Below are 23,461 nucleotides of genomic sequence, written 5' to 3' on the forward strand. Positions count from 1 at the left end.
GGAACGCCGGTAGCGGCCGACGAGCAAGGACGTGATGACCAGACCTGTCATCACTCCGAGGGTCCACACCACTATTTCTGTGGCTCATGGCCAGAGCGTACGCCCGTCCGGCGTCGCCGCATACAGTGAGAAAGTGCGGCGGCGCAACAGGCATCCGCCCGATCAGGTAAGCGCGGCGGTGGCGGCTCTCGAACTGCCTCCGGCCGTTTTCAAGACCTGTCCGTGGCAGCCGCAGGAGCACATCGAATCAGGTCTGCGCCAGTGGCTACGTTGCTGTGGGCCCGCACGCCGGGACAGCCAAGTCATCGGAATGCCTTCGCGCAAGTCGACGAAGCATGGCACGGCTTCATCCTGTGCACCATCCGATACACCGCCTTCTGCACGGCTGTGTACGGCCGGTTCCTGCACCATTACCCCGAGGGTGGCGGGCCCGTCGATGCCGCGGCCGAACCAAGGGAAGAACAGCTGCGCCGGACGGTCATCGGGTGGTCAGTGGTCGCTCAGCCCGACGAATATCGCGTGTTGTTTGACATCGACCGTCATCCGACGGGAGATTGCCGACCTCCGGTGAGACAGCGCACGCCGTCCGGCTGGGCGTTCGCGACTAGAACGGGTTCTAATCGTGACAGTGTTCGACGGTCACGTCGACCGGCATCACAGCAGGACACGTCGGTGTCGAACCAGAGCTGAGGCGAGAAAGCGGAGATCGGGCTGCGTATCGTTTCCGGGGGGACACGCGGAACGAAGGGTGTCATTAGGCATGTCCGAGGTCTCGATGTCAGCACACACCGACCCGTCGTCGGGTTCGGGATCGCGATCACGCGGGACGGGCTCCGGCTCTCGGCCGCGTGAGGTGACGAACGTGGCGGTGCTCGCGGAATCCGAACTCGGCTCGCAGGCGCAGCGGGAGCGGCGCAGGCGGATCCTCGACGCCACCCTGGCGATCGCCTCCAAGGGCGGATACGAGGCCGTGCAGATGCGCGCGGTGGCCGAGCGCGCAGACGTCGCCGTCGGCACCCTCTACCGCTACTTCCCGTCGAAGGTGCACCTACTGGTGTCGGCTTTGGGCCGCGAGTTCGAGCAGATCGACACCAAGGTCGACCGTGCTCCGCTCGCCGGTGGCACGCCGTACCAGCGGCTCAACTTCATGGTCGGCAGGCTCAACCGGGCGATGCAGCGCAACCCACTGCTGACCGAGGCCATGACGCGCGCGTTCGTGTTCGCCGACGCGTCGGCCGCCGGTGAGGTCGATCATGTCGGAAAGCTGATCGACTCGATGTTCGCCCGTGCGATGAGCGACGGTGAGCCGACCGAGGACCAGTACCACGTCGCTCGCCTCCTCTCCGACGTCTGGCTGGCGAACCTGCTCGCGTGGCTCACTCGTCGCGCCTCGGCGACCGACGTCAGCAAACGGCTCGATCTGGCCGTGCGGTTGCTCATCGGCGACGGCGACCACCCTAAGATCTGAGAGCGTGGCCAACGGCGTACCGACAGACCTCCGGCAGGCGCTCGACAGCGCCGCGCGACTACCCCGACTGCTGGTCGCCTGCGACTACGACGGCACGCTAGCGCCGATCGTGTCCGATCCCGCCGACGCCCGCCCGCTGCCTGCTTCGGCGGCGGCCCTGGAGGCGCTGGCCGGGCTGCCCGCCACCACGGTCTCGCTGATCTCCGGCCGCGCGCTGGCCGTGCTCAAATCCCTCTCGGGAGTCTCCGAGCGCGTGCATCTCGTCGGCAGCCACGGGTCGGAGTTCGACACCGGCTTCGTCTCGCCGATGGACGCGCACGCCGAGGCGCTGCTGGTCGAGATCAAGCAGGCCCTCGACGCCATCGCGGCCGACTATCCCGGCGTGACAATCGAACTGAAGCCGGCCAGCGTCGCGTTGCACGTACGCAATACCTCCGACGACGACGGTGACGCGGCGATGCGCCGGGCCGACCTAGCGGCCGCGAGCTGGGATGCGCAGGTGACCGATGGCAAGGCGGTCAAGGAGTTCGCTGTCATCCACACCGACAAGGGGCAGGCGGTCGACATCCTGCGCGATGAGCACGACGCCTCGGCGGTGGTGTTCCTCGGCGACGACGTGACCGACGAGAAGGCGTTCCGCCGGATGCGCCAGGGCGACATCGGGGTCAAGGTCGGCCCCGGGGACACCGCGGCGGCTTACCGGGTGGACGATCCACGGGACGTGGCCGAGGTGCTCGAGTACCTGCTGGCGGTCCGGCGGTGCGCTCAAGCCAGGAGCACCGGGTAGTCAGGCCGGCGGACCGGCGGTGCGGCCGCGCACCATGCGGGTGTCGAGGATGTCGACGACGGCCAGACCGTTGCGAGGCGGCTGGTGTAGTAGCCGGCCGGCGCGACGCCCCTTCTCCATGCTGGGTTGCACTACCGTGGTCAGGCCGCGGCGCACCGCGTCGGGAATCCCGTCGAACCCCGTGACCGTCATCTGACCGGGGACGTAGATACCGCGCGAACGCAGATGGTCCATCGCCGACAGGGCCAGTACGTCAGCCGTGCACATCAGTGCGGTCAGCCGCGGATTGGTGGCCAGTGCCACCTCGGCGGCGGCACCACCTGAGGTGGGCAGGTGCTCGTAGCTCTCGACGACCGTCACCGCACGCCGGTCAAGGCCGGCCGCTGCTATCGCGTCGTACACGCCTCCGATGCGCTCACGCTGGACGTGAAATCGCGGTGTCCGTAGCGCCTCGGGGTCGGCGACAGCGGGTTGCCGGCTACCGTCGGGCCGCTCGAGTCCGAGGCGCATCGTGAGCAACCCGATCTCCCGATGGCCAAGAGACAGGACATATTCGGTGAGCCCACGCATCGCCGCCCGGTCGTCGATGCCGACCCGGGAGGTGCCGGGAACGTCTCTGGGCTGGTCCACCACGACGACCGGCAGGTGCCGTTGCTGCACGACGGGCAGATACGGGTCGTCGTCACTGGCGGAGTAGATGACGAAACCGTCGACGCCTGCGGCCAGGACAGCCGCCGAACCGTCCTCCAGGGTGCGGTTCGGCCCGACGGCGACCAGGAGCAGCCCCTGGCCGGCCTCCTCACAGGATTCGGCAAGGCCGGCAACGAAGTCCAACGCAGCGGGATCGCTGAAGGAATAGTTCAGCGGTTCGGTGATCATCAGTCCGACGGCACCGGCCCTGCGGGTGCGCAGCGACCTGGCCACCGGATCGGGTCCGGGGTAGCCAAGTCGCTTGGCGGCGGTGAAGATCCGCTCGCGCAGTTCGGCCGACAGCTGGTCGGGCCGGTTGTACGCATTGGAGATCGTGGTGCGGCTGACCTTCAGCTCCGCGGCGAGCGAGGCCAGGGTCGCGTGCCGCCGCGGCTCCGGACTCCTGGGCATGGATTGGCACGTTAGCCGATGCGCCCGTCGTCAGGTCACCAGCACGCGGTCGGCCGACGACCGCAATACGCGTTCGACAGTCCACACCGCGGCCCAGACGCCGCACGCGATCGTGACGATGACGAAACTCGGCGGAGCGTTGAACATGGCCGACAACGCAAGACCCACCCACACCGCGACCAGGTTGATCGCCGTCGACAGCGCGATCGCCGCCGCCGGCCTGGCAGTCAACATGATCGCCGCCGCCGCGGGCGTCACGACCAACGCGAACAGCAGCAGTGTCCCGACCGCCTGCACGGCCATTGTCACCGTGAGGCCGAGCAGCACCATGAACACCACCGAAAGGCCGCGCACCGGTACGCCCTTGGCATCGGCCACCTGAGCGTTCACGGAGGCGAACAACAGCGGCCGGTAGATCACGCCGATACCCGCCGACAGCACACCGAGCAGCACCGCGAACGACACGATCTGCTCTCCGGTGATGGCCAGTAGGTTTCCGAACAGCACGTTGGTCATCGTGCTGGAGTTGCGCGTCGCCAGAGAGTTGAACAGCAATCCGAGGCCGGTCGCCATCGCCAATACCGTTCCGGTCGCGACCTCTCGGTCGGCCGCCCGCCGGCCCAGCGCGCCGATCACCAGGGCACCGCCGATGCAGAACGCCCCGAGGCCCAGAGCGACCGGGAGCCCGAGAAGCACCGCGCCCGTCGCGCCGGGCAGGCCGATGTGGGCGAGCGCGTGCGCGGCGAACGCGGTGTTGCGCACGACGACGAAGTAGCCGATCAGCCCGGCGGCCAACGCGACGATGGTGCCGCCGAGAAGTGCGTTTCGCATGAACGCCGACGTCAGGATCTGCCACCAGTTCTCCTGGTAACTCAGCGCCAACGCGGTCGTGGTCATGAGCTCCTCCGCACATAGAGGTCGCCCTTCGGGGTGCGCACCACTTCGACGGCCGCACCGTAAAGGTGGGTGAGCAGTTTCTCGTCGACCACCCCGTCGAGAGCGTCGTAGTGCGGATGTCCGTCGAGCAGGTAGATCGCTCCGGTCAGGATGGGCAGCAGCGGGTTCAGATCGTGCGCGACGACCAGCACGGTGACGCCGAAGTCTTCGTTGACCCTCTTCACCAGCGCGACGAGTTCGTGCTGGCTGCGCATATCGAGCGCAGCCAGCGGTTCGTCGAGGATGAGCATCTTGGGGCGGCCGACCAGTGCCTCGGCGAGTGCGATTCGCTGACGCTGCCCGCCCGACAGTTGGGAGAGCCGCCGGTCGGCGATCTCCGTCGCGTCGACTGCGGCCAGCACTGTAGCGACGCGCTCGCGGTCCTGCCGCGACGCCCGGCCCAGCCCCCACCGGTGCCCGTTGAGGCCGAGCATGACGGCATCCCGGGCGCGGACGGCCTCCCCGGCGTTCGATCCGTAGTTCTGCGGGACATAACCGATCTGACCGTTGAGCGCCCCGGGCGGTCTGCCGAACACCTCGACACGACCGGCCGACGGCGGTAGCAGGCCGAGCACCACCTGCAGCAGGGTGGTCTTGCCTGCCCCGTTGTTGCCGATGACTGCGACGACACCGCCCGCGGGGACGTCGAAGTCGGCCTCCGACCAGACGGTGCGACGCCCCCGGACCACGCTGACGTCACGGAACGTCAGCGCCGGATCACCCGCCGACACCGAGCGCCTCGGCCAGCGTGGACAGTTGGTCCACCTGCCAGGACTGGAACGAGGAAGCGCCGGGCGGCACGGATTCGGTCACCTCGACGACCGGTACCCCAGCCTGTTCGGCAGCGGCGCGGATCCGTTGCGGCACAGAACCTTCTGTCTGGACGTTATAGATGAGGACGTCGACCCCTCGGCCATTCAGCAGCCGTAGGAAGGCGTCGAGGTCAGCGGGTGAGGGATCGGTCTCGTTCGCGGAGGTGACCTGATAGCCCTCCGGGGTACGGTTCACCAGCCCGACGGCGGCAGCCATGTCGTCGAACACGCTCTCGGTCGCGGCGTAGGTCTTGCCTGCGGCAGTGGCCTTGATGGATTCGATGACCCGGTGGTAGGGCGCGAGAGCGTCTCCGAATTGGGTCCCGCGTCCGTCGAAGTAGCCGGCGGCCTCCGGCGCGAGTATTCGGAGTTCGGCGGTGACCGCGTCAGCGACGGCCGTCACCGCGGCGGGGTTGTACCAGGCGTGCGGGTTCGCCTCGCCGGCATGGTCGTCGCCCTCGCCGGCGGGCTCCTCGCCCCCGGGCGCAGGATCTTCACCTTCATGTGCATGGTCGTCGGAGGCGCTGACCTCGAGCGCGTTCACGACCGGAGCGGCCGCCGCCGAACTCGCCGCGAGTTTGGTGGCCCATTCGTCGTAGTGACCGCCGTTGACCACGACCAGTTGAGCGCTCTCGAAGAGCGCCGCGTCCTTGGGTGCGGGTTCGAAGTCATGCGGGTCGACCGCGGAGCTGGCCAGAACGGTGGTGACCTCAGCGCAGTCTCCCCCGAGTTGGGAGACGATGCCACCCCACTGGTCGACGCTCACCACCACCGACACCGGCTCCGTCGGGCAGTCGCCGGGTGCCTGTGTGCTCGGCGCCGCCGCATCGTCGCCTCCAGAGCAGGCGGTCATGGCCAGAGGGATGAGCACCGCAAAGCCGGCGGCCAGGAGGTAGGAACCGGTGCCGCGCCGGGCGTTGATCATCATCCGATAATGATAACCGTTTGCATTGCTTCTAGCGACACTCACCGTGCCTCGTCCGCGGTCAGGGTGGGCAACACGCCCCGGTAGAGGCCGTCATGGCGGATGTTGACGTCACCGTACGGCGAGGTGGCGTTGCCGTCTTGAGCGCGTACCCGCTCGCCTTCCAGGCCGCCAGCCCACCGTCGAGGATGCGCACGTCCGCGAGGCCGGCAGCCGTGAGCACCCACCATGCGCGCGCCGATCCGGCTCGGTTCCAGTCCTCCTACACCACCGTGAGTACACCCTCGCTGATTCCCCACCGGCGCGCGGCGGCTTGCACCGCGGCGCCCGTGGGCAGCGGGCGGCGTCCCGGCCCAGGCACCGTGTGGTCGGACAGCTCGTCTTCGAGCGAGACGTAGACGGCGCCGGGCAGGTGCCCCTCTCCATAGGTAGCGCGGCCGTCGGGCCGGGTGAGCTGCCATCGCACGTCGAGCACGGTGGTTCGCTGGCCTTCGCCGAGGCGTCGCTCGAGTTCCGCTGAGGTGATCAGGATGTCGCCACGTGTCACGCCTCGATCGTCGCATCTTAGGCTGACCGGTGTGACCGACCACGCGTTCAGCGGCGACGAGCGCCGCGCCGTCTACCGGGCGATCACCGAGCGTCGCGATATGCGGCGGTTCGTGCCTGATGAGCAGGTACCCGAGGATGTGCTGTCGCGAATTCTGGCCGCCGCGCATGCCGCACCCAGTGTCGGCCTGATGCAGCCGTGGCGGTTCATCCGCATCACCGACACGCAGTTGCGCCGCGACATCCATGGCCTGGTCGACGAGGAGCGCCAGCACACCGCCGCGGCGCTGGGTGACCGCGGTGACGATTTCCTCGCGCTCAAAGTGGAGGGCATCCTGGACTGCGCTGAGCTGTTCGTGGTGGCCCTGCGCGACGGACGAAGTGTCCATGTGTTCGGCAGGCGCACACTGCCGCAAATGGATCTCGCCTCAGTGGCTTGCGCCATTCAGAACATGTGGCTGGCTGCGCGGACCGAAGGCATCGGCATGGGCTGGGTGTCCATCTTCGACCCACGCAGACTCGCGGGCCTGCTCGAGATGCCGGACGGCGCAGACCCCGTGGCGGTGATCTGCCTGGGACCGGTGCCCCAATTCCCCGACCGCCCTGTGCTCGAACTCGACCAGTGGGCGTTCGGACGCCCGGTGGCCGAATTCGTCACGGAAAACCGTTGGGAATGAGCGTCGCTCAGTGGTGGTGTCCGACGGCTCCGCTGAGCTCGTTGGGTGTCTGCTCGAGCGGGGTGGACGCACAAGATCGAGGTCTTCGACGCCGGGTGCGGGCCGACCTGCGTGCGGCCGAACAGGCCCGGCGGGTCCGCTATGCCGCGAGGGCCATCGCGGCGCCACCACAGCCGTTCGACGCCGTCACGGCCGAGCAGCCAGCGTCGAGCTGGCCGGGCTCGGCCAGCAGCTCGTGGGCAGAAGGCACCAAGCTGGTGAGTACGGCGATCAACCACAATGTGCTTTTCGAGCCCGATGACCACAACGTCGCCGAAGGCTGGAGCGTCGTGGTCAAGGGTGTGGCCCGGATCCTGCACGATGCCGACGAACTGGCCGAAGCCGAACGCGCGCAATTGCTTCCGTGGACCTCGACGGTCAAGCAGCACTATGTCCGGATTCGCCCGCTGGGCGTCACCGGACGACGGTTCGTCTTCGGCGCCGGGATAGTGCGCTAACCGACGTGGTGCACCTCTGCACTCGCCGCCGCGGCCGCCTCCGCCTGGCGGGGGCTCTCCCCACGGCGCTTGATGCCGAGCAGTATGCCGCGGGTGAGCATTGCCCTCGGCGGCCCGAACAGTTCGGCGAGCATGACCTCGCCGGGGTGCCGCAGTCCGAGCCGGGATCTGATCAGGAACTGGCAGCGGTCGGCCCCGCGGGGCATCAGATGGAACGACCACACCGCAGTCCAGGGCACTCCCGGCGGTTCGGCGAACAGCACGACGGTCTTTCCCTCCACGAGTTCGGCGACCCGCATCTCGATACCGTGCTCCAACATGCGTTCCAGCCTGCCCGGTCACACCAAGCGCGACTAGGGCCGGTAGTTCCTTTGCCGTTGCCGCCGTAGCCGTTTGTACGCCGCATCCACGACGACGACCGCCGGTATGGCGCAGAGCGCGACGGTGAAGCCGGCGACCGACGGACCGGCCTGCCCGAGCAGGCGTGCGACCGGGGGAACGTAGAGCAGGATCACCAGGACGGCCAACTCGGCGGCGATCGCCGCCACCAGCAGCCGGTTCGTCCGCACCGACACCGCCCACGCCGGTCGGGTGGCGCTGCGGCACGCGAACGCATTCGCCACCTGACCGAGCACGATTGCGGCGAACGCCGCGCCCGACGCGGTCACAAGGGGTTGTCCACCGGGGAACTGATCACCCGGGCGCCATCCGTCCGCGACGAAGGTCGCGAGGAAGGCGAGGAGCGCGACGGCGGCCTCGACGGGCCCCAGGACACCGAAGGCACGAATCACCACGGAACGGTCCAGTAGGTGGCCCCGCACCGCAGGTTTGTCCAGGGTCCGCCTGTCGGGTGGCTCGGCGCCCAGCGCCAGGGCGGGGAACACGTCGGTGCCGATGTCGAGGGCGAGCACCTGCAGCACACCGATCGCCAGGGGGAAGTGACCGGCGCTCAACGCCCACACGATGAACGGCGCGAGTTCGGCGACGTTGTCCGCGAGGTGGTAGGTCAGGAACCGGCGAATGTTGGTGAATGTCGACCGACCCTGTTCGATAGCCGCGACGATCGTCTCGAAGTTGTCGTCGAGCAGCACGACGTCAGCGGCTTCCCGCGCGACATCGGTACCGGACCTGCCCATCGCGACCCCGATCGCGGCCTCGCGCAACGCCGGTGCGTCGTTGACACCGTCGCCCGTCATCGCGACGATGTGACCTCGGCGTTGCAGGGCCCGCGCGATGTCCAATTTGGTCTCGGGGTCCACCCGCGCCACCACGACCCCGTCCCGGTCGAGCAGGCGACCAAGCTCGTCGAGGCCGTGCGGCAGCTCAGCGCCGAGAAGCACCGGCCCGTCACCGATCAGCCCGATCTCCCGGGCGATCGCCTCCGCGGTTCCCGGGTGGTCACCGGTGATCATCGCGACGCGGATGCCGGCGCGCCGGCAAGTCGCTATCACCGACTCGACACCAGGACGCGGCGGATCGTGGAGCGCCACCATGCCGACCAAATCGAGACCCTGCTCCGCGGCCTCCGCAGAAGCGGGAAGGGGTTCGTCTGCGCGGAGGTCGCGCATCGCCACCGCCAGCACCCGCAGTCCGCGCCCGGTCAGGCGCTGCAGCGCGTCGTCGGCACCAGCGGTGTTGCGGCACAGCGCAAGAACCGCGTCGGGCGCCCCTTTGACCAGCACCCGCCGGCCGACGACGACCGACATCCGCCGCCGTCGCGCGTCGAACGGGAACCGGCACTGTTCATGGTCGGTGTCGACCGGTGACCCGACGGCGCCGACCCGCCGGGCGAAGGCGTCCAGAGCCGCCTCCATGGGGTCGCCGCGGGGCAGCCAGACACCGTCGCAGAGCTCGATGCGCCCCGAAGAGCACCGGCGCGCCACCGACGCCATTTCCCCAAGCGCCGCAAGGGTCCCGGGCGCACAATCCACGGTGCCGTTCGGTTGATAACCTTCACCGACGACGGTGGCCGAGCCGACGGGCGTCCACGCCTCGACGACCGACATCTCGTTCCTGGTCAACGTCCCCGTCTTGTCGGTGCAGATGACGGTGGTCGAACCCAACGTCTGCACCGCCTCGAGGTGGCGAACCAGCGCATGTCGTCGCGCCATCCGCTGCGCCCCCATGGCCAAAGACAACGTGACCGTGGGAAGCAGGCCCTCCGGGACCACTGCGACGGTCACCCCGACGGCGAACAGGAATCCTGCCGAGGGAGGCATGCCGACGAACAGGGCAACGGCGAAGAACGCGGCCCCGACCGCCATGGCGACCAGCGCGATGACACGGGAGACGCGGGAGAGTTCCCGACGCAGAGGTGTCGGCATGCGCCCGTGCTCGGAGGTGAGGTCGGCGAGCTGGGCCAACCTGGTGCGACCCCCGGTGCGGGTGACGACGGCGCGCGCCTCCCCCTCCACGACGAAGCAGCCGGCGTGCAGCTGATCACCGGGGCGGGGATGCTCGGGCACACTCTCCCCCGTCAACGCCGAGGTGTCCACCGCCAGCGCCACAGCGTCGAGGACGGTGGCATCGGCCGATATCCTGTCGCCTTCGGCGAGCACCACGACGTCGCCGACCACCAGATCGTCCGCCGTGACGGGCCGCCTCAGCCCATCCCTCACCACGGTCACCTGCCGCGGAAGCATGTCGCGCAGCCCCTCGGCGGCGTGCTGCGCCCGCTCTTCTTGAGCGAAGGCGAAAAGTCCATTGAGTACCACCACGATCAGGATCGCGACACCCAGCTGCGGGAGCCCAGCCACGAACGCCAGCCCGCTGGCCGACCAAAACAGCAACGCGAAGAAATGCACGAGTTGCGCCGCCCGACCTCGCCTCGGTCGGCAAATCTCACCTAAGCAGGCGATGCGGTGCACATCGCCGGACGAACGGCCCCCATCGGGAGGACTTCAGTCCCTATCGGGCGCCGCTCCGGTGGTGGTCGGATATGGATGTCGCAGTTACCGAACTCGCTGGGAGCGATCATGCGCAATGTCGATGTGCAACAACATGATGACAAGATGACAGGATGACAAGTACGAACTGAAGGCCGAGATCCCCGGGGTAGATCCCTAAGCCTCGCGGCGATTCTCATCTTGACCGTTTCGCCGACGGGATGCCGCTACCGCCCACCACGATGAGAGCGCCGAGCGACCCCTGGCCGTTACCATCGACCCGTTACCATCGACCCTGAAACGGCATCATGCCGTGCGATGCACGCTGTGGTCCGGACAGTCCAACACCCACTCCGCGGGTGGCCAGCGACTCGTTTGGCTTCGCCCGCCGAGCAGAGGGAATTCGCTTTGGATGACCACCAATACGCCGACACACTGCGCGTCGCGATGTCTGAACTGACCGCGGAATTCTCCGGGTCCCCCAATATCGCCGCCATCCTTCACCGGGTGACCAGCGCCGCGGTCGACCTGATCGGGGGCGTGGATTGCGCGGACATCCTACTGATCTCTGGACCCGACAACTTTAGGTCGATTGCAGCCACCGACCAGATCGCTATCCAACTCGATGCTGCCCAACAACGCTTCCGCGAAGGCCCATGCCTAGATGCGGCTATCGACGATGTGGTCAGCATCAGCAACGACCTCAGCGAGGATCAACGCTGGCCCCGATTCGCCAAATCAGCGGTCACCGCCGGCGTGCACAGCATCCTGTCATTCCGGCTTTACACCCACGATGCCCGGAGGGGCGCGTTAAATCTCTTCGGCCGCAAACGCGATGTGTTCACCGCCGAAGCCGAAACACTAGGAGCCATGCTGGCCACGCAGGCCGCGATCGCCCTAATTGTGGAGGACAAGGAACTGCACTTCCGCTCCGCGCTGGCCAGCAGGGACATCATTGGACAAGCCAAAGGCATGATCATGGAACGGTTTGACGTCGACTCGCTACAAGCCTTCGAACTGCTCAAGAAGTTGTCCCAGGAATCCAACAGACGACTTGTCGAGATCGCCACCGAACTAGCGACCAAGGTTCGCTAGGGCGTGCACGTCGAACGCGGTGAGGTCGACCGCGAAGCTCTGCGAGCGTGACACGATGATCGCGCCGAGCGCCAGCATGCCCATCAACAGCAGTCCCATACTGGTGTCCGACGTGAGCTTGGACGAACGCCCGATCACCGCCACGCCGATTGCCATCACCAGCGCGGCGACCAGCCCGCCGGCCATCAGGCTGACGCCGAGCAGCGCCGCCAGCGCCCCTCCGGCAGCATCCCATGCGTCATCGCCTCACCCAGGAAGACGCTGCCGCGCAGCAGCACCCAGGATCCCACCATCGCGCACAGGCATGCGGCGATCACACCGGCCACCAAGGCCCGCAGGACCGCGTCCGCCTCGACACCGGTGTTCGACGGCGTGACGCTGTCCATCACACCGGGCGCGCGGTGACGGCACTGGTCGGCGCGAACGGTTCGGGCAAGTCAACCCTGCTCGGTGTGCTTGTGGGCGCTGCGGCTCCAGTCGGGCTGACGTGCGCGTGGACGACATCGCGTTCGCGGTGCAGCGCACCAGGTGACCGACACATTCCCGATCACCGCCGCCGAAGCCGTCATGATCGGCCGGGGGCGCCGGCTCGGCCTGCTACGGCGACCGAAGGCCGGTGACCGCTCGCGGCGGACCATCGAATTACGCTGGGCGGCGCAGCGCCGCACTAGGCTGGTCGCGTGCTGTCCGTCGACCTCAACGCGGATCTCGGCGAGGGTTTCGGCGTGTGGACTCTCGGCGACGACGACGCGATGCTCGAGATCGTCACCTCGGCCAACGTCGCCTGCGGCTTCCACGCCGGCGACCCGGCGGGACTCGCCCGGGTGTGCAGAGCGGCCGCCGACCGCGGTGTGCGGATCGGCGCCCAAGTCAGCTACCGCGACCTCGCCGGCTTCGGCAGGCGGTTCATCGACGTCACCCCCGAGGATCTGGCCGCCGATGTGATGTACCAGATCGGTGCGCTGTCGGCGCTGGCCACCGCCGCGGGATCGGCGGTTTCGTATGTCAAATCCCACGGGGCGCTGTACAACACGATCGTCACGAACCGCAGTCAGGGCCGCGCGGTGGCCGCCGCGGTCCACGCGGTCGACTCCCGCCTGCCGGTGTTGGGGCTGCCCGGTTCGGCGTTCTTCGCCGAAGCGCGAGACATGGGCCTGCAGACCGTGGCCGAGGCCTTCGCCGACCGGGCGTACCGGCCGGACGGCCAACTGGTGTCTCGGGGCGAAACCGGTGCCGTGCTGCACGACGTCGACGAAATCGCCGAGCGCGTCATCTCGATGGTGACCGCCGGCCGCGTCACCGCGATCGACGGATCGACGGTCGACGTTTCCGTGGATTCGGTGTGTGTGCACGGAGATTCGCCCGGAGCGGTACAGATCGCCACCGCCGTGCGCGACCGGTTGACGGCCGAGGGTGTCACCCTCGCACCGTTCAGCTGACGCCGGCCTGCTTGTTCGCGCCCCGTACGACGCTGTCGAGTAATCCGGGGATGGCGGCCTCGAGTTCATCGCGGCGCAGACGCTGGTAGGTCAGGCCGTCAAGCACCAGCCGCTCCGTCACTCCGGCCTCACGCAGAATCTTGAAATGGTGGGTGGCCGTCGATTTGTTGATGCCGTCGTAAAGCGCACCGCACTGCAGGGGCGTGCCCGCGTTGTGCAGCCGCCTGACGACCTCGAGACGCACCGGGTCGTGGAGCGCACCCAGCACCCGCTGAACCGATCCGACCGGACCGGCGGTCGCCGTGCCGTCCACCATGGGAGTGTCCTTCACCACGCAAGTTTGATGATTCTCGAACCGAGCGTACTCTCGACCGGGTTCGATGTCCGTCAAACCGGAAGGTGACCGCGATGGTGGCGTTCGACCGTCCGATCGACGACGATACGCAGCGCTGGGCCTACCCTCTGCTGCTCGTGCTGAGCGGCGTCGCGCTCGGGGTGTCGGGGCTACCCGCACCGCTCTACGGCATCTACGAGGCAAACTGGCACCTCTCCCCGCTGGCCACCACGATCATCTTCGCGGTGTACGCGGTCGCTGCACTCGGCGCGGTGCTGGTGTCCGGCAGGATCTCCGACGTCGTCGGTCGCAAGCCGGTGCTCGTCGTCGCGCTGGCGGCCCTGGTGGTCGGGCTCGGCGTGTTCCTCGTCGCCGACAACATGGCCCTGCTGCTGCTCGCGCGGGCCATCCACGGCGCCGCGGTCGGCTCGATCGTCGTCGCGGGCGCCGCCGCACTGTTGGATCTGCGCCCCCACCACGGCGTGCGCTCCGGGCAGCTCAGCGGCGTGAGCTTCAACATCGGGATGACGGTCGCGATCCTCGGGTCGGCGCTGCTGGCCCAGTACGCCCCACATCCGCTGCGCACACCGTATGCAGTCGTCGCGGTTGTATGCGTCCTCGTCGGCGCCGGGCTGCTTGCGCTTCGTGAACCGCATACCGTACGCACGCGGGGGCGTATCCGCATCGCCAGACCGGCAGTGCCCCCACAGATCAGCAGTGACTTCTGGTTCTCCGCGCTGGGCGCCATGGCATCTTGGTCGGTCCTGGGCGTGCTGCTGTCGCTGTACCCCTCGCTGGCGGCGCGCCAGACCCACATCGACAACCTCGTCTTCGGCGGCGCGGTCGTCGGAACCACGGCGTTGGCCGCGGCACTCGCCCAACTCGCAGCCACGCGCGTGCCCCCCCCGCCGGGCCGCGATCGTCGGTGACATCGGCATGGCCGTTTCACTATTGCTCACCATCCCGGTGCTGCTGAGCCATCAGTGGCCGTTGGTCTTCGTGGCGGCCGCCCTCCTCGGCGCGACGTTCGGGCTCGGATTCGGCGGTTCGTTGCGCCACCTGTCGGACGTCGTCCCGGCGGGCAGGCGGGGCGAGACCATGTCGGCCTTCTACCTCTCCGCGTACACGGCGATGGCGGTGCCCACGCTGCTGGCCGGCTGGGCCGCGACGACATGGGAACTCGTGGTGGTGTTTCCGTGGTTCGCCGTCGTGGTCGCCACGGCCTGTCTCGGCGCAGCGGTCGCTGGCATCCGCAGTGCCGGACGCGCTACGAGAGACGCCTAATGACCGCTACCGCATGTCGATGAACGGCAGCAACGCCATCTCCCTGACATTGCGGGTCGCCACGGCCACCTGCCGCTGGTGCGCACCCGCACCGGACCCGAGTCGCGTGGAAGCCGTTGCAGCGCAGACATCACGTCCGCCGCCGCTCTGGCAGCGCGCCGATCCGTGGCGCTGACGACTCAGCGCAGCCGCGTGTACGCCTGCGGCAACGGCATCCCGAGCTGGGCCATGACCGTGCGCAGCCGTGTCGGGTAGTCGGTGATGATGCCGTCCGCGCCGGCCGCGATCTGGGCGCGCATGGCGTCGGCATCGTTGATCGTCCACGGAATCACCCGCAGGCCCCGCGCATGGGCACGGTCGACGAAAGCGCGGTCGGCGACCAGCCGGAATCCCGGGGCGGACGGCGTCTGGCCATAGGGCACCGAGTAACCCGGGGACAGGATGGCCGCACCGACCGATACGGCGCCTTCGATCGGGTCGCCCACCACGGCCGGGTCCACCCCCGCCAGCCAGGGCGAGCCGGGTACCCAGGTGCTGTCGTCCCACAGCGCCACGAGCGGCACCGACGGTGCCGACTGCCGCACCAGCGGCAGGGTCCGCCAGTCGAAGCTCTGGATCTCGACGCGGTCCAGCATGCCGGCCTGCCGCACGGCGGCCAGGATGACGTCGACGAACTCCTGCGGGCTCGCGGACTGCTCCGGTTTGTCGGCTTCGACCTTGGTCTCGATGTTGAACCGGACGGAATCGGCGCCGTACGCACTGACGAGGTCGAACACTTCCGGCAGCACGGCGATCCTGTTTCCCGCCACCACCTCGGCGGCGGGGTAGTCGGCGAGCCGCTTGCCGCAGTCGAGGGTGCGGATCTGGGCCAGCGTGAGGCCGTGCACCAGCTCGCCGACGTAGGGGTAGCGGGGATCGTCCGGAAACACCGGCCCGGTGTCGCTGCACTTCGTCGGCTCGATGCGGGGGTCGTGCCAGACCAGGGGCTGACGGTCCGCGGTGATCACAACGTCGAGTTCGAGTGTGCTGACGCCGAGTTCGAGGGACTTGGCGAAGGCGCGGAGCGACTCCTCGGTGGTCTCGCCGCGCCCGCCGCGGTGCGACTGCAGGTCGAACGCCACGGGGTCGGCAGCGACGGGCGGCGCGGTGTGCAGCGATCCCAGCACGGTGGCCAGCATGAGCAGGGAGGCGGCGCGGCGCATGATCGTCGAGGTTAGCGAGCGAGTCAGCCACCGGCACGGGTGCGCGGCGCCGCGGATCGATTCGTCATCGAATGTTCGGCTGTCGGAAAGGAAGCTGCATCGGTGTTCGGGCTGCGGGCTGTTCGACAACTGTTCACCTTCTGATCCGCTGTATTCACCCACTGCTCCGACGCTGCAGCGAGCGCGCCGAGTCGATCCTCAGGACAATCACACTGTGGTGCCGTTCAGCAGATTCGTCGCGCTGGGGGATTCCTTCACCGAGGGCATCGGCGACCCACACCCGGGCAGTCCGAATGGGGTGCGTGGGTGGGCCGACGTACTCGCCGCCCGGCTCGCAGCGGACAATGCCGACTTCAGGTACGCCAACCTGGCCGTGCGCGGCCGCGTCATGGCGGACATCATGACCGACCAGGTGCCGGCCGCCGCCCTGATGGAGCCGGATCTGGTCTCGATCTACGCGGGCATGAACGACCTGATGGCGCTGAGCCTCGACGTCGACGCGATGATGGCGACCTATGCGGAAGGGTTGAAGTCGTTGCAGCAGACCGGCGCCGTCATACTGGCCTTCACCGCCCCCGATCTCGGCCCCAAGCCATTGTTCCGCGGATTGCGCGGACGGGCCGCGATCTACAACGAGCTGCTGCGCACTATCACCGACGACCTCGGGATCGGGCTGATCGACTTCTGGCGGTTCGACGAGTTCCGCGATTCGCGGCTCTGGGACCACGATCGCGTGCACCTGTCGACGCTGGGCCACGAGGTGATGGCGGCGCGCGTCTTCGACACCCTGTCGACGGCGGACGGGCGGACCGTGCCGTCGGCGAGATACCTCGCCACGCCCACGAGGCCGGCCACGGTGACGGAGAACCTGCGCTGGGCGGCCTCGTTCGCGGCGCCGTGGGCGGTCCGGCGGCTGCGGCGCATCACCCCCGGAGCCGGCGTGGCGCCGAAGTCCAGCACGCTCACCAAAGTGCTGTGACCGAAACCCGTTCACCCGCCATTGTCGAATCGTTCGATTCAATCGCGTAGCACCGAACATGTGCCACCACACCGACTCACATCCTCGGGCAGCCCACCGCGGGTGGCGGGCCTGCACCTGCAGTTCGGGGCCGACGCGTCGACGGAGATCGTCGCGTCCTGGCACACCCCCGCGCCGGTCGACGAGCCGCACGTCATGTACGGGACGCTGACCGGCGGCCTGGACAGCATCGTGGCCGCGGACACAGTCTCCTACACCGATGCCGCCAGCGGTACCGGGATCGACGTTCACCACGCACGCCTCACCGGCTTGGCGCCCGACACCGATTACGTCTACGCCGCCCTGCACGACGGCGCTCAACCCGAACTGGGTACCGTCCGAACCGCACCGCGCGGCCGGGCTCCGTTGCGCTTCACCAGTTTCGGGGACCAATCGACACCGATGTTGAACACCCTGCTCGGCCGATACTTCAGCGACAGCAACGGCTCGCCGGCGGCCGGGGACATCACCACCGCCATCGAGCGCACCCGTCCGCTCTTCCACCTGATCAACGGTGACCTGAGCTACGCGAACCTGTCCTGCGACCCGATCAGGACCTGGTCGGACTGGTTCGAGAACAACTCCCGCTCAGCGCGGCACCGGCCGTGGATGCCCGCGGCGGGCAACCACGAGAACGAGATCGGCAACGGACCCGTCGGATATACGGCGTATCAGTCGTACTTCGCGGTGCCGGACTCCGGGGCGCGAAACGACATGGGTGGACTGTGGTACGCCTTCACCGCCGGATCGGTGCGCGTCATCACCCTGAACAACGACGACGTCTGCTATCAGGACGCCGGCAACTCGTACATCCGCGGGTATTCGGGCGGAGCGCAGAAACGTTGGCTGGCAGGAGAGCTCGAGCGCACCAGCCGTGACAGCGCCGTCGACTGGATCGTGGTGTGCATGCACCAGACCGCCGTGTCGACCGGCGCGGACACCAATGGCGCCGATCTCGGAATCCGTGAGGAGTGGTTGCCGCTGTTCGACCGCTACGGGGTCGACCTGGTGGTGTGCGGACACGAACACCACTACGAGCGGAGCCACCCGGTCCGGGGTGCCCTGCCGACGGAGACGCTGACGCCCAGACCTGTCGACTCCGACGTCGACCACGTCGACACCAGCAGAGGGACGGTGCACCTGGTGATCGGCGCGGGAGGAACGTCGATCCCGTCGAATCGCAGATTCTTCGCCGACGCACGATGCCGCGTGCTGGTCGGCGTCGGCGAGATGGACATCACCTCCGGTCACCGGGTGCCTCGCTACGTGGAGGAGCCGGCACCCTGGCTCGCCTTCCGGGACACCGAGAATGCCTGCGGCTTCATGATGTTCGATGTCGACCCGGGAGCACCGGACGGGCCGACTACGATCACCGCGACGTACCTCGCCGTCGAGGGGCCCTTCGGGGACACCCGGGTGGTCGACCAGTTCGTGCTGACGCGGCCGCGTCGGGGTTGATCAGCTGCGGCGCTGGCGGGCAATCTCGGCCAGCACCACGCCCGCGGCCACCGAGGCGTTCAATGATTCGGTCGGGCCGGCCATCGGGATCGAGACCACCGCATCGCAGTGTTCACGGACGAGGCGCGACAGCCCCTTGCCCTCCGAGCCAACGACCACCACCACCGGACCGGTGGCGTCGAGTTCGTCGAGAATTGTGTCACCGTCGGCGTCCAGGCCGACCACCTGAAGGCCGCCGTCGGCCCAACTCTTGAGCGTGCGGTTGAGGTTGGTGGCCCGGGCGACCGGAAGCCGGGCTGCCGCACCGGCACTCGTACGCCAAGCGACCGCGGTCACCGACGCGGAGCGGCGCTGCGGGATCAGCACCCCGTGGCCGCCGAACGCCGCCACCGACCGCACGATCGCACCGAGGTTGCGGGGATCGGAGATGTTGTCGAGCGCGACCAGCAACGCCGGAGCGCCGTCCGCCTTCGCCGTTGCGAGCAGGTCGTCGGGATGGGCGTAGTCGTACGGCGGCACCTGCAGCCCCAGGCCCTGGTGCAGGGCGTTGTTGCTCATGCGGTCGAGGTCCGAACGCGGCACTTCGAGGATCGGGATCCCGGTGTCGGCGGCGATCTGAACGGCCTCGGTGACCCGCTCGTCGGCCTCGGTGCCCAGCGCCACGTACAGCGCACTGGCCGGCACCTCGGCGCGCAGGCATTCCACCACCGGGTTGCGGCCCAGCACCAGTTCGGTCTCGTCGGTCTTGCGAGCCGGCCGCCGCTGCTGTTGCTTCTGCACCCTGGCGGCCCGTTTGGCCGCCGGGTGGTGGGGCCGCTCATGCGCGGGCGGTGTCGCGCCGCGGCCTTCGAGACCGCGCCGCCGCACGCCGCCCGAGCCGACGGTCGGGCCCTTCTTTGTGCCCGCTTTGCGAACTGCGCCACGGCGTTTCGAATTACCCGCCATCGTCAGGCATCCTTGCTGTCGCCGTCGAGCAACGACCATTGCGGGCCGTCGGCGGTGTCGGTGACCTCGATGCCGGCCTCCTTGAGCCGGTCACGGATCTGATCGGCCGTCGCCCAGTCCTTGCGGTTGCGGGCCTCGGTACGGCTGTCGAGGGCCCACCGGACCAGCACGTCGATCGCGGCCAGTGCCGCCGACGTCTCGTCGCGCGACTCCCACCGTTGGTCGAGCGGGTCGCAGCCGAGGATGCCCATCATGGCGCGGATCGAGCGGGCCTGCGTCATCGCCGTCTCATGGTCGCCGGAGTCGAGCGCCCGGTTGCCCACCGCACGCGCGGCGTGCACCTCGGCCAGGGCAATCGGCACCGACAGATCGTCGTCGAGTGCGGCGGCGAACTTCTCGGTCCACTCGCCGGGCACCACGGTGCCCACCCGCGTGCGGACGCGGTGCAGGAAGTCCTCGATCCCGGTGTAGGCCTTGACCGCGTCCTGCAGCGCGGTCTCGGAGAACTCGAGCATCGACCGGTAGTGCGCACTGCCCAGGTAGTAGCGCAGCTCGGCTGCCCGGACTCGTTGCAGCACAGCGGGAATCGAGAGCACGTTGCCGAGCGACTTGCTCATCTTCTCGCCACCCATGGTCACCCACCCGTTGTGCAGCCAGAAGCGGGCGAAGCCGTCGCCGGCCGCTTCGGCCTGGGCGATCTCGTTCTCGTGGTGCGGGAACACCAAATCCATTCCGCCGGCGTGGATGTCGAATTCTGCGCCCAGGTACGCCTCGCACATCGCGACGCATTCGGTGTGCCAGCCGGGCCGGCCGCGACCCCACGGGGTGGGCCATGACGGTTCCCCCGGCTTGGCGCCCTTCCACAGCGTGAAGTCGCGCTGGTCGCGTTTACCGGTCGCGACGCCCTCGCCCTGGTGGACGTCGTCGATGCGGTGCCCGGAGAGCTTGCCGTAGTCGGGCAGCGTCGCGACGTCGAAGTAGACGTCCCCGTCACCGGTGTAGGCATGCCCGCGCTCGATCAACCGATCGATCAACTCGACCATCTGGGTGATGTGCCCGGTCGCCCGAGGCTCGGCCGACGGCGGCAGCACCCCCAGCGCGTCATAGGCGGCGGTGAACGCCCGCTCGTAGGTGGCCGCCCACTCCCACCACGGCCGGCCGGCGTCGGCGGCCTTGTTGAGGATCTTGTCGTCGATGTCGGTGACGTTGCGGATGAACGCCACGTCGAGGCCTTTGGCGGTCAGCCAGCGACGCAGGACGTCGAATGCCACGCCGCTGCGAACATGGCCGATGTGTGGCAGCCCCTGCACGGTCGCCCCGCAGAGGTAGATGGAGACATGTCCGGCGCGCAGCGGCACAAAATCGCGCACAGCACCCGCCATGGTGTCGTAGAGGGCTAGACCCGTCGGCGATGTCGCCGACCGGCCGGCTTCTGCGCGATCGGTCACGACGCGCCAGCTTACCGGTCTACGTGGGGTTATCCGACCGCGACCAGTCGGGGACGACCAGCGCCGTGGCGATCGCGGCCAAACCCTCGCCGCGGCCCGTCAACCCCAGCCCGTCGGTCGTGGTCGCCGAAACCGATACCGGTGCGCCGATCAGCTCGGACAGCAGCTCCTGGGCTTCGGCGCGCCGCGGCCCCACCTTCGGCCGGTTCCCGATCACCTGGACGGCCGCATTGCCCACCCGCAGACCGGTTTCCCGCAAGAGTTCTCTGACGTGGCGCAGCATGTCGGCGCCGCTGACGCCCTCCCACTCGGGCTGCCCGGTACCGAAGACATCGCCGAGATCCCCCAACCCGGCCGCAGACAGCAGAGCGTCGCAGAGCGCATGGGCGGCGACGTCACCGTCGGAATGTCCGGCGCACCCGTCGGCGCCCTCGAACCGCAGACCCAGCAGCCAGCAGGGGCGGCCCACCTGGGTCGGGTGCACATCGGTACCCACGCCGACGCGGGGCAGGCTCACCGCTCGCCTGCCAGGATCGCCTCGGCCAACACGAGATCGAGAGGAGTGGTGATCTTGAACGCCAGCGGGTCGCCGTCGACCACCTGCACCTGCCCGCCCGCCTGTTCGACCATCGACGCGTCGTCGGTGAAACCGCCATCGCCGGCCCGCGCATAGACACGGCGCAGCACGTCGATGTGGAATCCCTGCGGGGTCTGCACCGCACGCAGGCCGGCCCGCTCGGGGGTGCCGAGCACGGCCCCGTTGGCGTCGACGGCCTTGATGGTGTCGGCCACCGGAAGTGCGGGCACCACCGCGCTGTGGCCCGCCTGGAGCGCGCGGACGACCCGGGTCACCAGCGACGGTGGTGTGAGAGCGCGTGCGGCGTCGTGGACGAGCACGTAGTCGGCATCGCCCACGGCGGCGAGCGCGAGGCTCACCGATTCGGTGCGGTCGGCCCCGCCCGCGACGATGACAGCCTCACCCCCGAAGAGCAGCTTCGCTTCGTCGGTGCGACTCGGCGGAACGGCGACCACGATGCCGTCGACGACGCCGGAATCGCGCAGACCGGCGATGGCTCGTTCGAGCATCGGCCGGCCCGCGAGATTCACGAACGCTTTGGGCGCGCCGGCCGCGAGCCGTTGACCGGATCCCGCGGCCGGGACGACGGCCACTGTGGTCATCCGTGCGTCAGGAGGCGGCAGCCAGCGCCTCGTCGAGAATGATCGTGGCCTTCTCGTCGTCGGTGTTCTCGGCCAGCGCCAGCTCACCCACCAGGATCTGCCGGGCCTTGGCCAGCATGCGCTTCTCACCCGCGGAAAGGCCGCGCTCCTGATCCCGACGCCACAGGTCGCGCACGACCTCGGCGACCTTGTTCACGTCACCGGACGCCAGCTTCTCCAGGTTCGCCTTGTAGCGGCGTGACCAGTTCGTCGGCTCCTCGGTGTGCGGCGCACGCAGCACCTGGAAGACCTTGTCCAGACCCTCCTGCCCGACAACGTCACGCACCCCGACGTATTCGGCGTTGTCGGCGGGTACTCGAACGGTGAGATCGCCCTGGGCGACCTTGAGGACGAGGTACTCCTTCTGCTCGCCCTTGATGGTTCGGGTTTCGATCGCTTCGATCAACGCAGCACCGTGGTGTGGATAAACAACGGTGTCTCCGACCTTGAAAATCATCAGTTTCGAGCCCCTTTCACGTGCCCATGTTAACACGGGCCCCCGACACGTGTGGAACAACGGTGCAGGTCAGGGGCACAACGGGTGAAGATCAGGGGTTGACAGGGGGGTGTTTTCGTGCAACGGGGCGACGATCGGGAGAGCCATTGCCGACTCTCGGCCGGCACCGGTGCACGTGCCGCGCAACACCGTTGGACTGTGTGCCGGCTGCGCTCCACGGCCCACCGTGGTCACCGCCGACCGCCACCTACTACTCTGCATAGTCGAACTGTGAACGACTCTGGGCGACCCCCCTGCAGGAGGCTTGAGTGAACCGCATCCATCCGCGCGCTTCTGCCGTCACCGCCGGGGTGGCGGCGTGCGCGCTGGCACTCGGGCTCACGGCCTGCGGAGCCGGTCAGGTCTCCCAGACCGCCACCCAGGCGGCCGCCGTCAACGGCGTCAACGCCGAAACCGGTGACGTCTCACTGCGCAACGTCCACCTGCGCGCCCCGCAGAACTCGGACTACGTCCGTCCGGGCAGCCAGGTCGAGTTGCTCTTCGTCGCCACCAACGACTCACCCGACCAGCCCGACAAACTTGTGTCCATCCGCTCCGACATCGGGTCGGTGTCGCTCCGTGGCGACACGGCGATCGCGCCGACCGGCGTGCTGGTCGCCGGGGAGCCCGACGGTCAGACCGCCGCGCTGGAGAGCGTCGAGCCGGCCGAACCGCTGACCGCCGTCGTCAAGCTCACCGAGCCGATCACCAACGGGCTGACCTATCCGTTCACGTTCACGTTCCAACGCAGCGGCGAGGTGACCGTCTCGGTGCCGATCTCGGCAGGCGAGGCGCCCCGGCGTGACGACAGCGGCGGGGAGTCCGACCACTCCGGCGGACACTGACCCCAGCGCGACACGCGCAGGCAGTGACCGGCGCCGGTCGGGATT

At 68.5% G+C, this 23,461-nt stretch carries 20 protein-coding genes and 6 pseudogenes; 11 read left to right on the top strand and 15 right to left on the bottom strand.

Going from position 1 to position 23,461, the window contains the following annotated elements; genetic code table 11:
* Positions 1-133 precede the first annotated feature (133 nt).
* From G6N07_RS20520 to otsB, 3 genes and pseudogenes are all read left to right on the top strand, one after another.
* Positions 134-690 (top strand): annotated as a pseudogene (locus tag G6N07_RS20520) (hypothetical protein).
* 85 nt (positions 691-775) lie between these two features.
* Complete coding sequence (gene kstR / locus G6N07_RS16040) at positions 776-1,468, top strand: cholesterol catabolism transcriptional regulator KstR (RefSeq protein WP_099050143.1); 693 nt, start codon at positions 776-778, stop codon at positions 1,466-1,468.
* A 4-nt stretch (positions 1,469-1,472) separates the two neighbouring features.
* Complete coding sequence (gene otsB / locus G6N07_RS16045) at positions 1,473-2,255, top strand: trehalose-phosphatase (RefSeq protein WP_085188427.1); 783 nt, start codon at positions 1,473-1,475, stop codon at positions 2,253-2,255.
* Here otsB and G6N07_RS16050 read toward each other — a convergent pair whose 3' ends face one another.
* The 5 genes and pseudogenes from G6N07_RS16050 to G6N07_RS16070 all read right to left on the bottom strand — a co-directional run.
* Positions 2,256-3,356: an Rv3575c family transcriptional regulator gene (locus tag G6N07_RS16050; RefSeq protein WP_085188425.1), complete on the bottom strand. Its 1,101-nt coding sequence runs from the start codon at positions 3,354-3,356 to the stop codon at positions 2,256-2,258.
* A gap of 30 nt (positions 3,357-3,386) precedes the next feature.
* Positions 3,387-4,253: a metal ABC transporter permease gene (locus G6N07_RS16055; RefSeq protein WP_085188423.1), complete on the bottom strand. Its 867-nt coding sequence runs from the start codon at positions 4,251-4,253 to the stop codon at positions 3,387-3,389.
* The gene (locus G6N07_RS16060; protein ID WP_085188421.1) at positions 4,250-5,023 is read right to left on the bottom strand and encodes a metal ABC transporter ATP-binding protein; all 774 of its coding nucleotides are present in this window, start codon (positions 5,021-5,023) and stop codon (positions 4,250-4,252) included. Before G6N07_RS16060 ends, G6N07_RS16055 begins: the two co-directional genes overlap by 4 nt.
* On the bottom strand, positions 5,010-5,957 hold the full coding sequence (locus G6N07_RS16065) for a metal ABC transporter solute-binding protein, Zn/Mn family (RefSeq protein WP_085188590.1): 948 nt from the start codon (positions 5,955-5,957) through the stop codon (positions 5,010-5,012). The genes G6N07_RS16060 and G6N07_RS16065 overlap by 14 nt, the downstream gene beginning before the upstream one ends.
* A 122-nt stretch (positions 5,958-6,079) precedes the next feature.
* Positions 6,080-6,576: pseudogene (locus tag G6N07_RS16070) on the bottom strand (sulfurtransferase); the annotation flags it as partial.
* 31 nt (positions 6,577-6,607) lie between these two features.
* Between G6N07_RS16070 and bluB the strand changes: the two are divergent.
* Together bluB and G6N07_RS20525 are read left to right on the top strand one after the other, a co-directional pair.
* A complete protein-coding gene (gene bluB, locus G6N07_RS16075; RefSeq protein WP_179959994.1) occupies positions 6,608-7,252 on the top strand; it encodes a 5,6-dimethylbenzimidazole synthase in 645 nt (214 codons plus the stop codon).
* 239 nt (positions 7,253-7,491) lie between these two features.
* Positions 7,492-7,749 (top strand): annotated as a pseudogene (locus G6N07_RS20525) (pyridoxamine 5'-phosphate oxidase family protein); the annotation flags it as partial.
* On the opposite strand, the gene G6N07_RS16085 reads toward G6N07_RS20525, so the two are convergent.
* Together G6N07_RS16085 and G6N07_RS16090 are read right to left on the bottom strand one after the other, a co-directional pair.
* On the bottom strand, positions 7,746-8,069 hold the full coding sequence (locus G6N07_RS16085) for a hypothetical protein (protein ID WP_235849563.1): 324 nt from the start codon (positions 8,067-8,069) through the stop codon (positions 7,746-7,748). The pseudogene G6N07_RS20525 and the gene G6N07_RS16085 overlap by 4 nt on opposite strands.
* Before the next feature lie 33 nt (positions 8,070-8,102).
* Positions 8,103-10,553 carry a cation-translocating P-type ATPase gene (locus tag G6N07_RS16090; RefSeq protein WP_244949073.1) on the bottom strand — a complete coding sequence of 817 codons (2,451 nt, stop codon included), beginning with the start codon at positions 10,551-10,553 and terminating at the stop codon, positions 8,103-8,105.
* A gap of 489 nt (positions 10,554-11,042) precedes the next feature.
* Here G6N07_RS16090 and G6N07_RS16095 point away from each other — a divergent pair, with 489 nt between their 5' ends.
* Positions 11,043-11,729 (top strand): GAF and ANTAR domain-containing protein, encoded by a 687-nt coding sequence (locus G6N07_RS16095; protein WP_163784232.1) that lies wholly within the window; start codon positions 11,043-11,045, stop codon positions 11,727-11,729.
* On the opposite strand, the pseudogene G6N07_RS16100 reads toward G6N07_RS16095, so the two are convergent.
* Positions 11,709-12,115 (bottom strand): annotated as a pseudogene (locus G6N07_RS16100) (metal ABC transporter permease). The gene G6N07_RS16095 and the pseudogene G6N07_RS16100 overlap by 21 nt on opposite strands.
* A gap of 294 nt (positions 12,116-12,409) precedes the next feature.
* On the opposite strand from G6N07_RS16100, the gene G6N07_RS16105 reads away from it, so the two are divergent.
* On the top strand, positions 12,410-13,168 hold the full coding sequence (locus G6N07_RS16105; RefSeq protein ID WP_085188413.1) for a LamB/YcsF family protein: 759 nt from the start codon (positions 12,410-12,412) through the stop codon (positions 13,166-13,168).
* On the opposite strand, the gene G6N07_RS16110 is transcribed toward G6N07_RS16105, so the two are convergent.
* Entirely contained in the window at positions 13,161-13,484 is a 324-nt protein-coding gene (locus G6N07_RS16110; RefSeq protein WP_085188411.1) for an ArsR/SmtB family transcription factor, read from the bottom strand. The genes G6N07_RS16105 and G6N07_RS16110 overlap by 8 nt on opposite strands.
* A gap of 92 nt (positions 13,485-13,576) precedes the next feature.
* On the opposite strand from G6N07_RS16110, the pseudogene G6N07_RS16115 reads away from it, so the two are divergent.
* A pseudogene (locus tag G6N07_RS16115) lies at positions 13,577-14,786 on the top strand (MFS transporter).
* Between the two features lie 179 nt (positions 14,787-14,965).
* Here the strand turns inward: G6N07_RS16115 and G6N07_RS16120 are convergent.
* Positions 14,966-15,988 (bottom strand): glycerophosphodiester phosphodiesterase, encoded by a 1,023-nt coding sequence (locus G6N07_RS16120; protein WP_085188588.1) that lies wholly within the window; start codon positions 15,986-15,988, stop codon positions 14,966-14,968.
* 214 nt (positions 15,989-16,202) lie between these two features.
* On the opposite strand from G6N07_RS16120, the gene G6N07_RS16125 reads away from it, so the two are divergent.
* Positions 16,203-16,967 carry an SGNH/GDSL hydrolase family protein gene (locus tag G6N07_RS16125; protein WP_179959995.1) on the top strand — a complete coding sequence of 255 codons (765 nt, stop codon included), beginning with the start codon at positions 16,203-16,205 and terminating at the stop codon, positions 16,965-16,967.
* 84 nt (positions 16,968-17,051) lie between these two features.
* A pseudogene (locus G6N07_RS16130) lies at positions 17,052-18,464 on the top strand (purple acid phosphatase family protein); the annotation flags it as partial.
* Here the strand turns inward: G6N07_RS16130 and rlmB are convergent.
* Genes rlmB through carD form a run of 5 tightly spaced genes read right to left on the bottom strand, consistent with a single transcriptional unit; the run spans position 18,465 to position 22,532 of the window.
* Complete coding sequence (gene rlmB, locus G6N07_RS16135) at positions 18,465-19,409, bottom strand: 23S rRNA (guanosine(2251)-2'-O)-methyltransferase RlmB (protein WP_085188408.1); 945 nt, start codon at positions 19,407-19,409, stop codon at positions 18,465-18,467.
* A gap of 2 nt (positions 19,410-19,411) precedes the next feature.
* Positions 19,412-20,857, bottom strand: a complete 1,446-nt coding sequence (gene cysS / locus G6N07_RS16140; protein ID WP_085188407.1) for a cysteine--tRNA ligase — start codon at positions 20,855-20,857, stop codon at positions 19,412-19,414.
* A gap of 19 nt (positions 20,858-20,876) precedes the next feature.
* Positions 20,877-21,374, bottom strand: coding sequence for a 2-C-methyl-D-erythritol 2,4-cyclodiphosphate synthase (ispF, locus tag G6N07_RS16145; RefSeq protein ID WP_085188405.1), 498 nt, complete (start codon positions 21,372-21,374; stop codon positions 20,877-20,879).
* Positions 21,371-22,036, bottom strand: a complete 666-nt coding sequence (gene ispD / locus G6N07_RS16150; protein ID WP_085188403.1) for a 2-C-methyl-D-erythritol 4-phosphate cytidylyltransferase — start codon at positions 22,034-22,036, stop codon at positions 21,371-21,373. Before ispD ends, ispF begins: the two co-directional genes overlap by 4 nt.
* A gap of 7 nt (positions 22,037-22,043) precedes the next feature.
* Positions 22,044-22,532 carry an RNA polymerase-binding transcription factor CarD gene (gene carD, locus G6N07_RS16155; RefSeq protein WP_059093232.1) on the bottom strand — a complete coding sequence of 163 codons (489 nt, stop codon included), beginning with the start codon at positions 22,530-22,532 and terminating at the stop codon, positions 22,044-22,046.
* A gap of 308 nt (positions 22,533-22,840) precedes the next feature.
* Here carD and G6N07_RS16160 point away from each other — a divergent pair, with 308 nt between their 5' ends.
* The gene (locus G6N07_RS16160) at positions 22,841-23,416 is read left to right on the top strand and encodes a copper chaperone PCu(A)C domain-containing protein (RefSeq protein ID WP_085188402.1); all 576 of its coding nucleotides are present in this window, start codon (positions 22,841-22,843) and stop codon (positions 23,414-23,416) included.
* The last annotated feature ends 45 nt before the right edge of the window (positions 23,417-23,461 follow it).

Origin of the sequence: Mycolicibacterium doricum (genome assembly GCF_010728155.1) — a bacterium.
GTDB classification, from domain to species: Bacteria; Actinomycetota; Actinomycetes; order Mycobacteriales; family Mycobacteriaceae; genus Mycobacterium; species Mycobacterium doricum.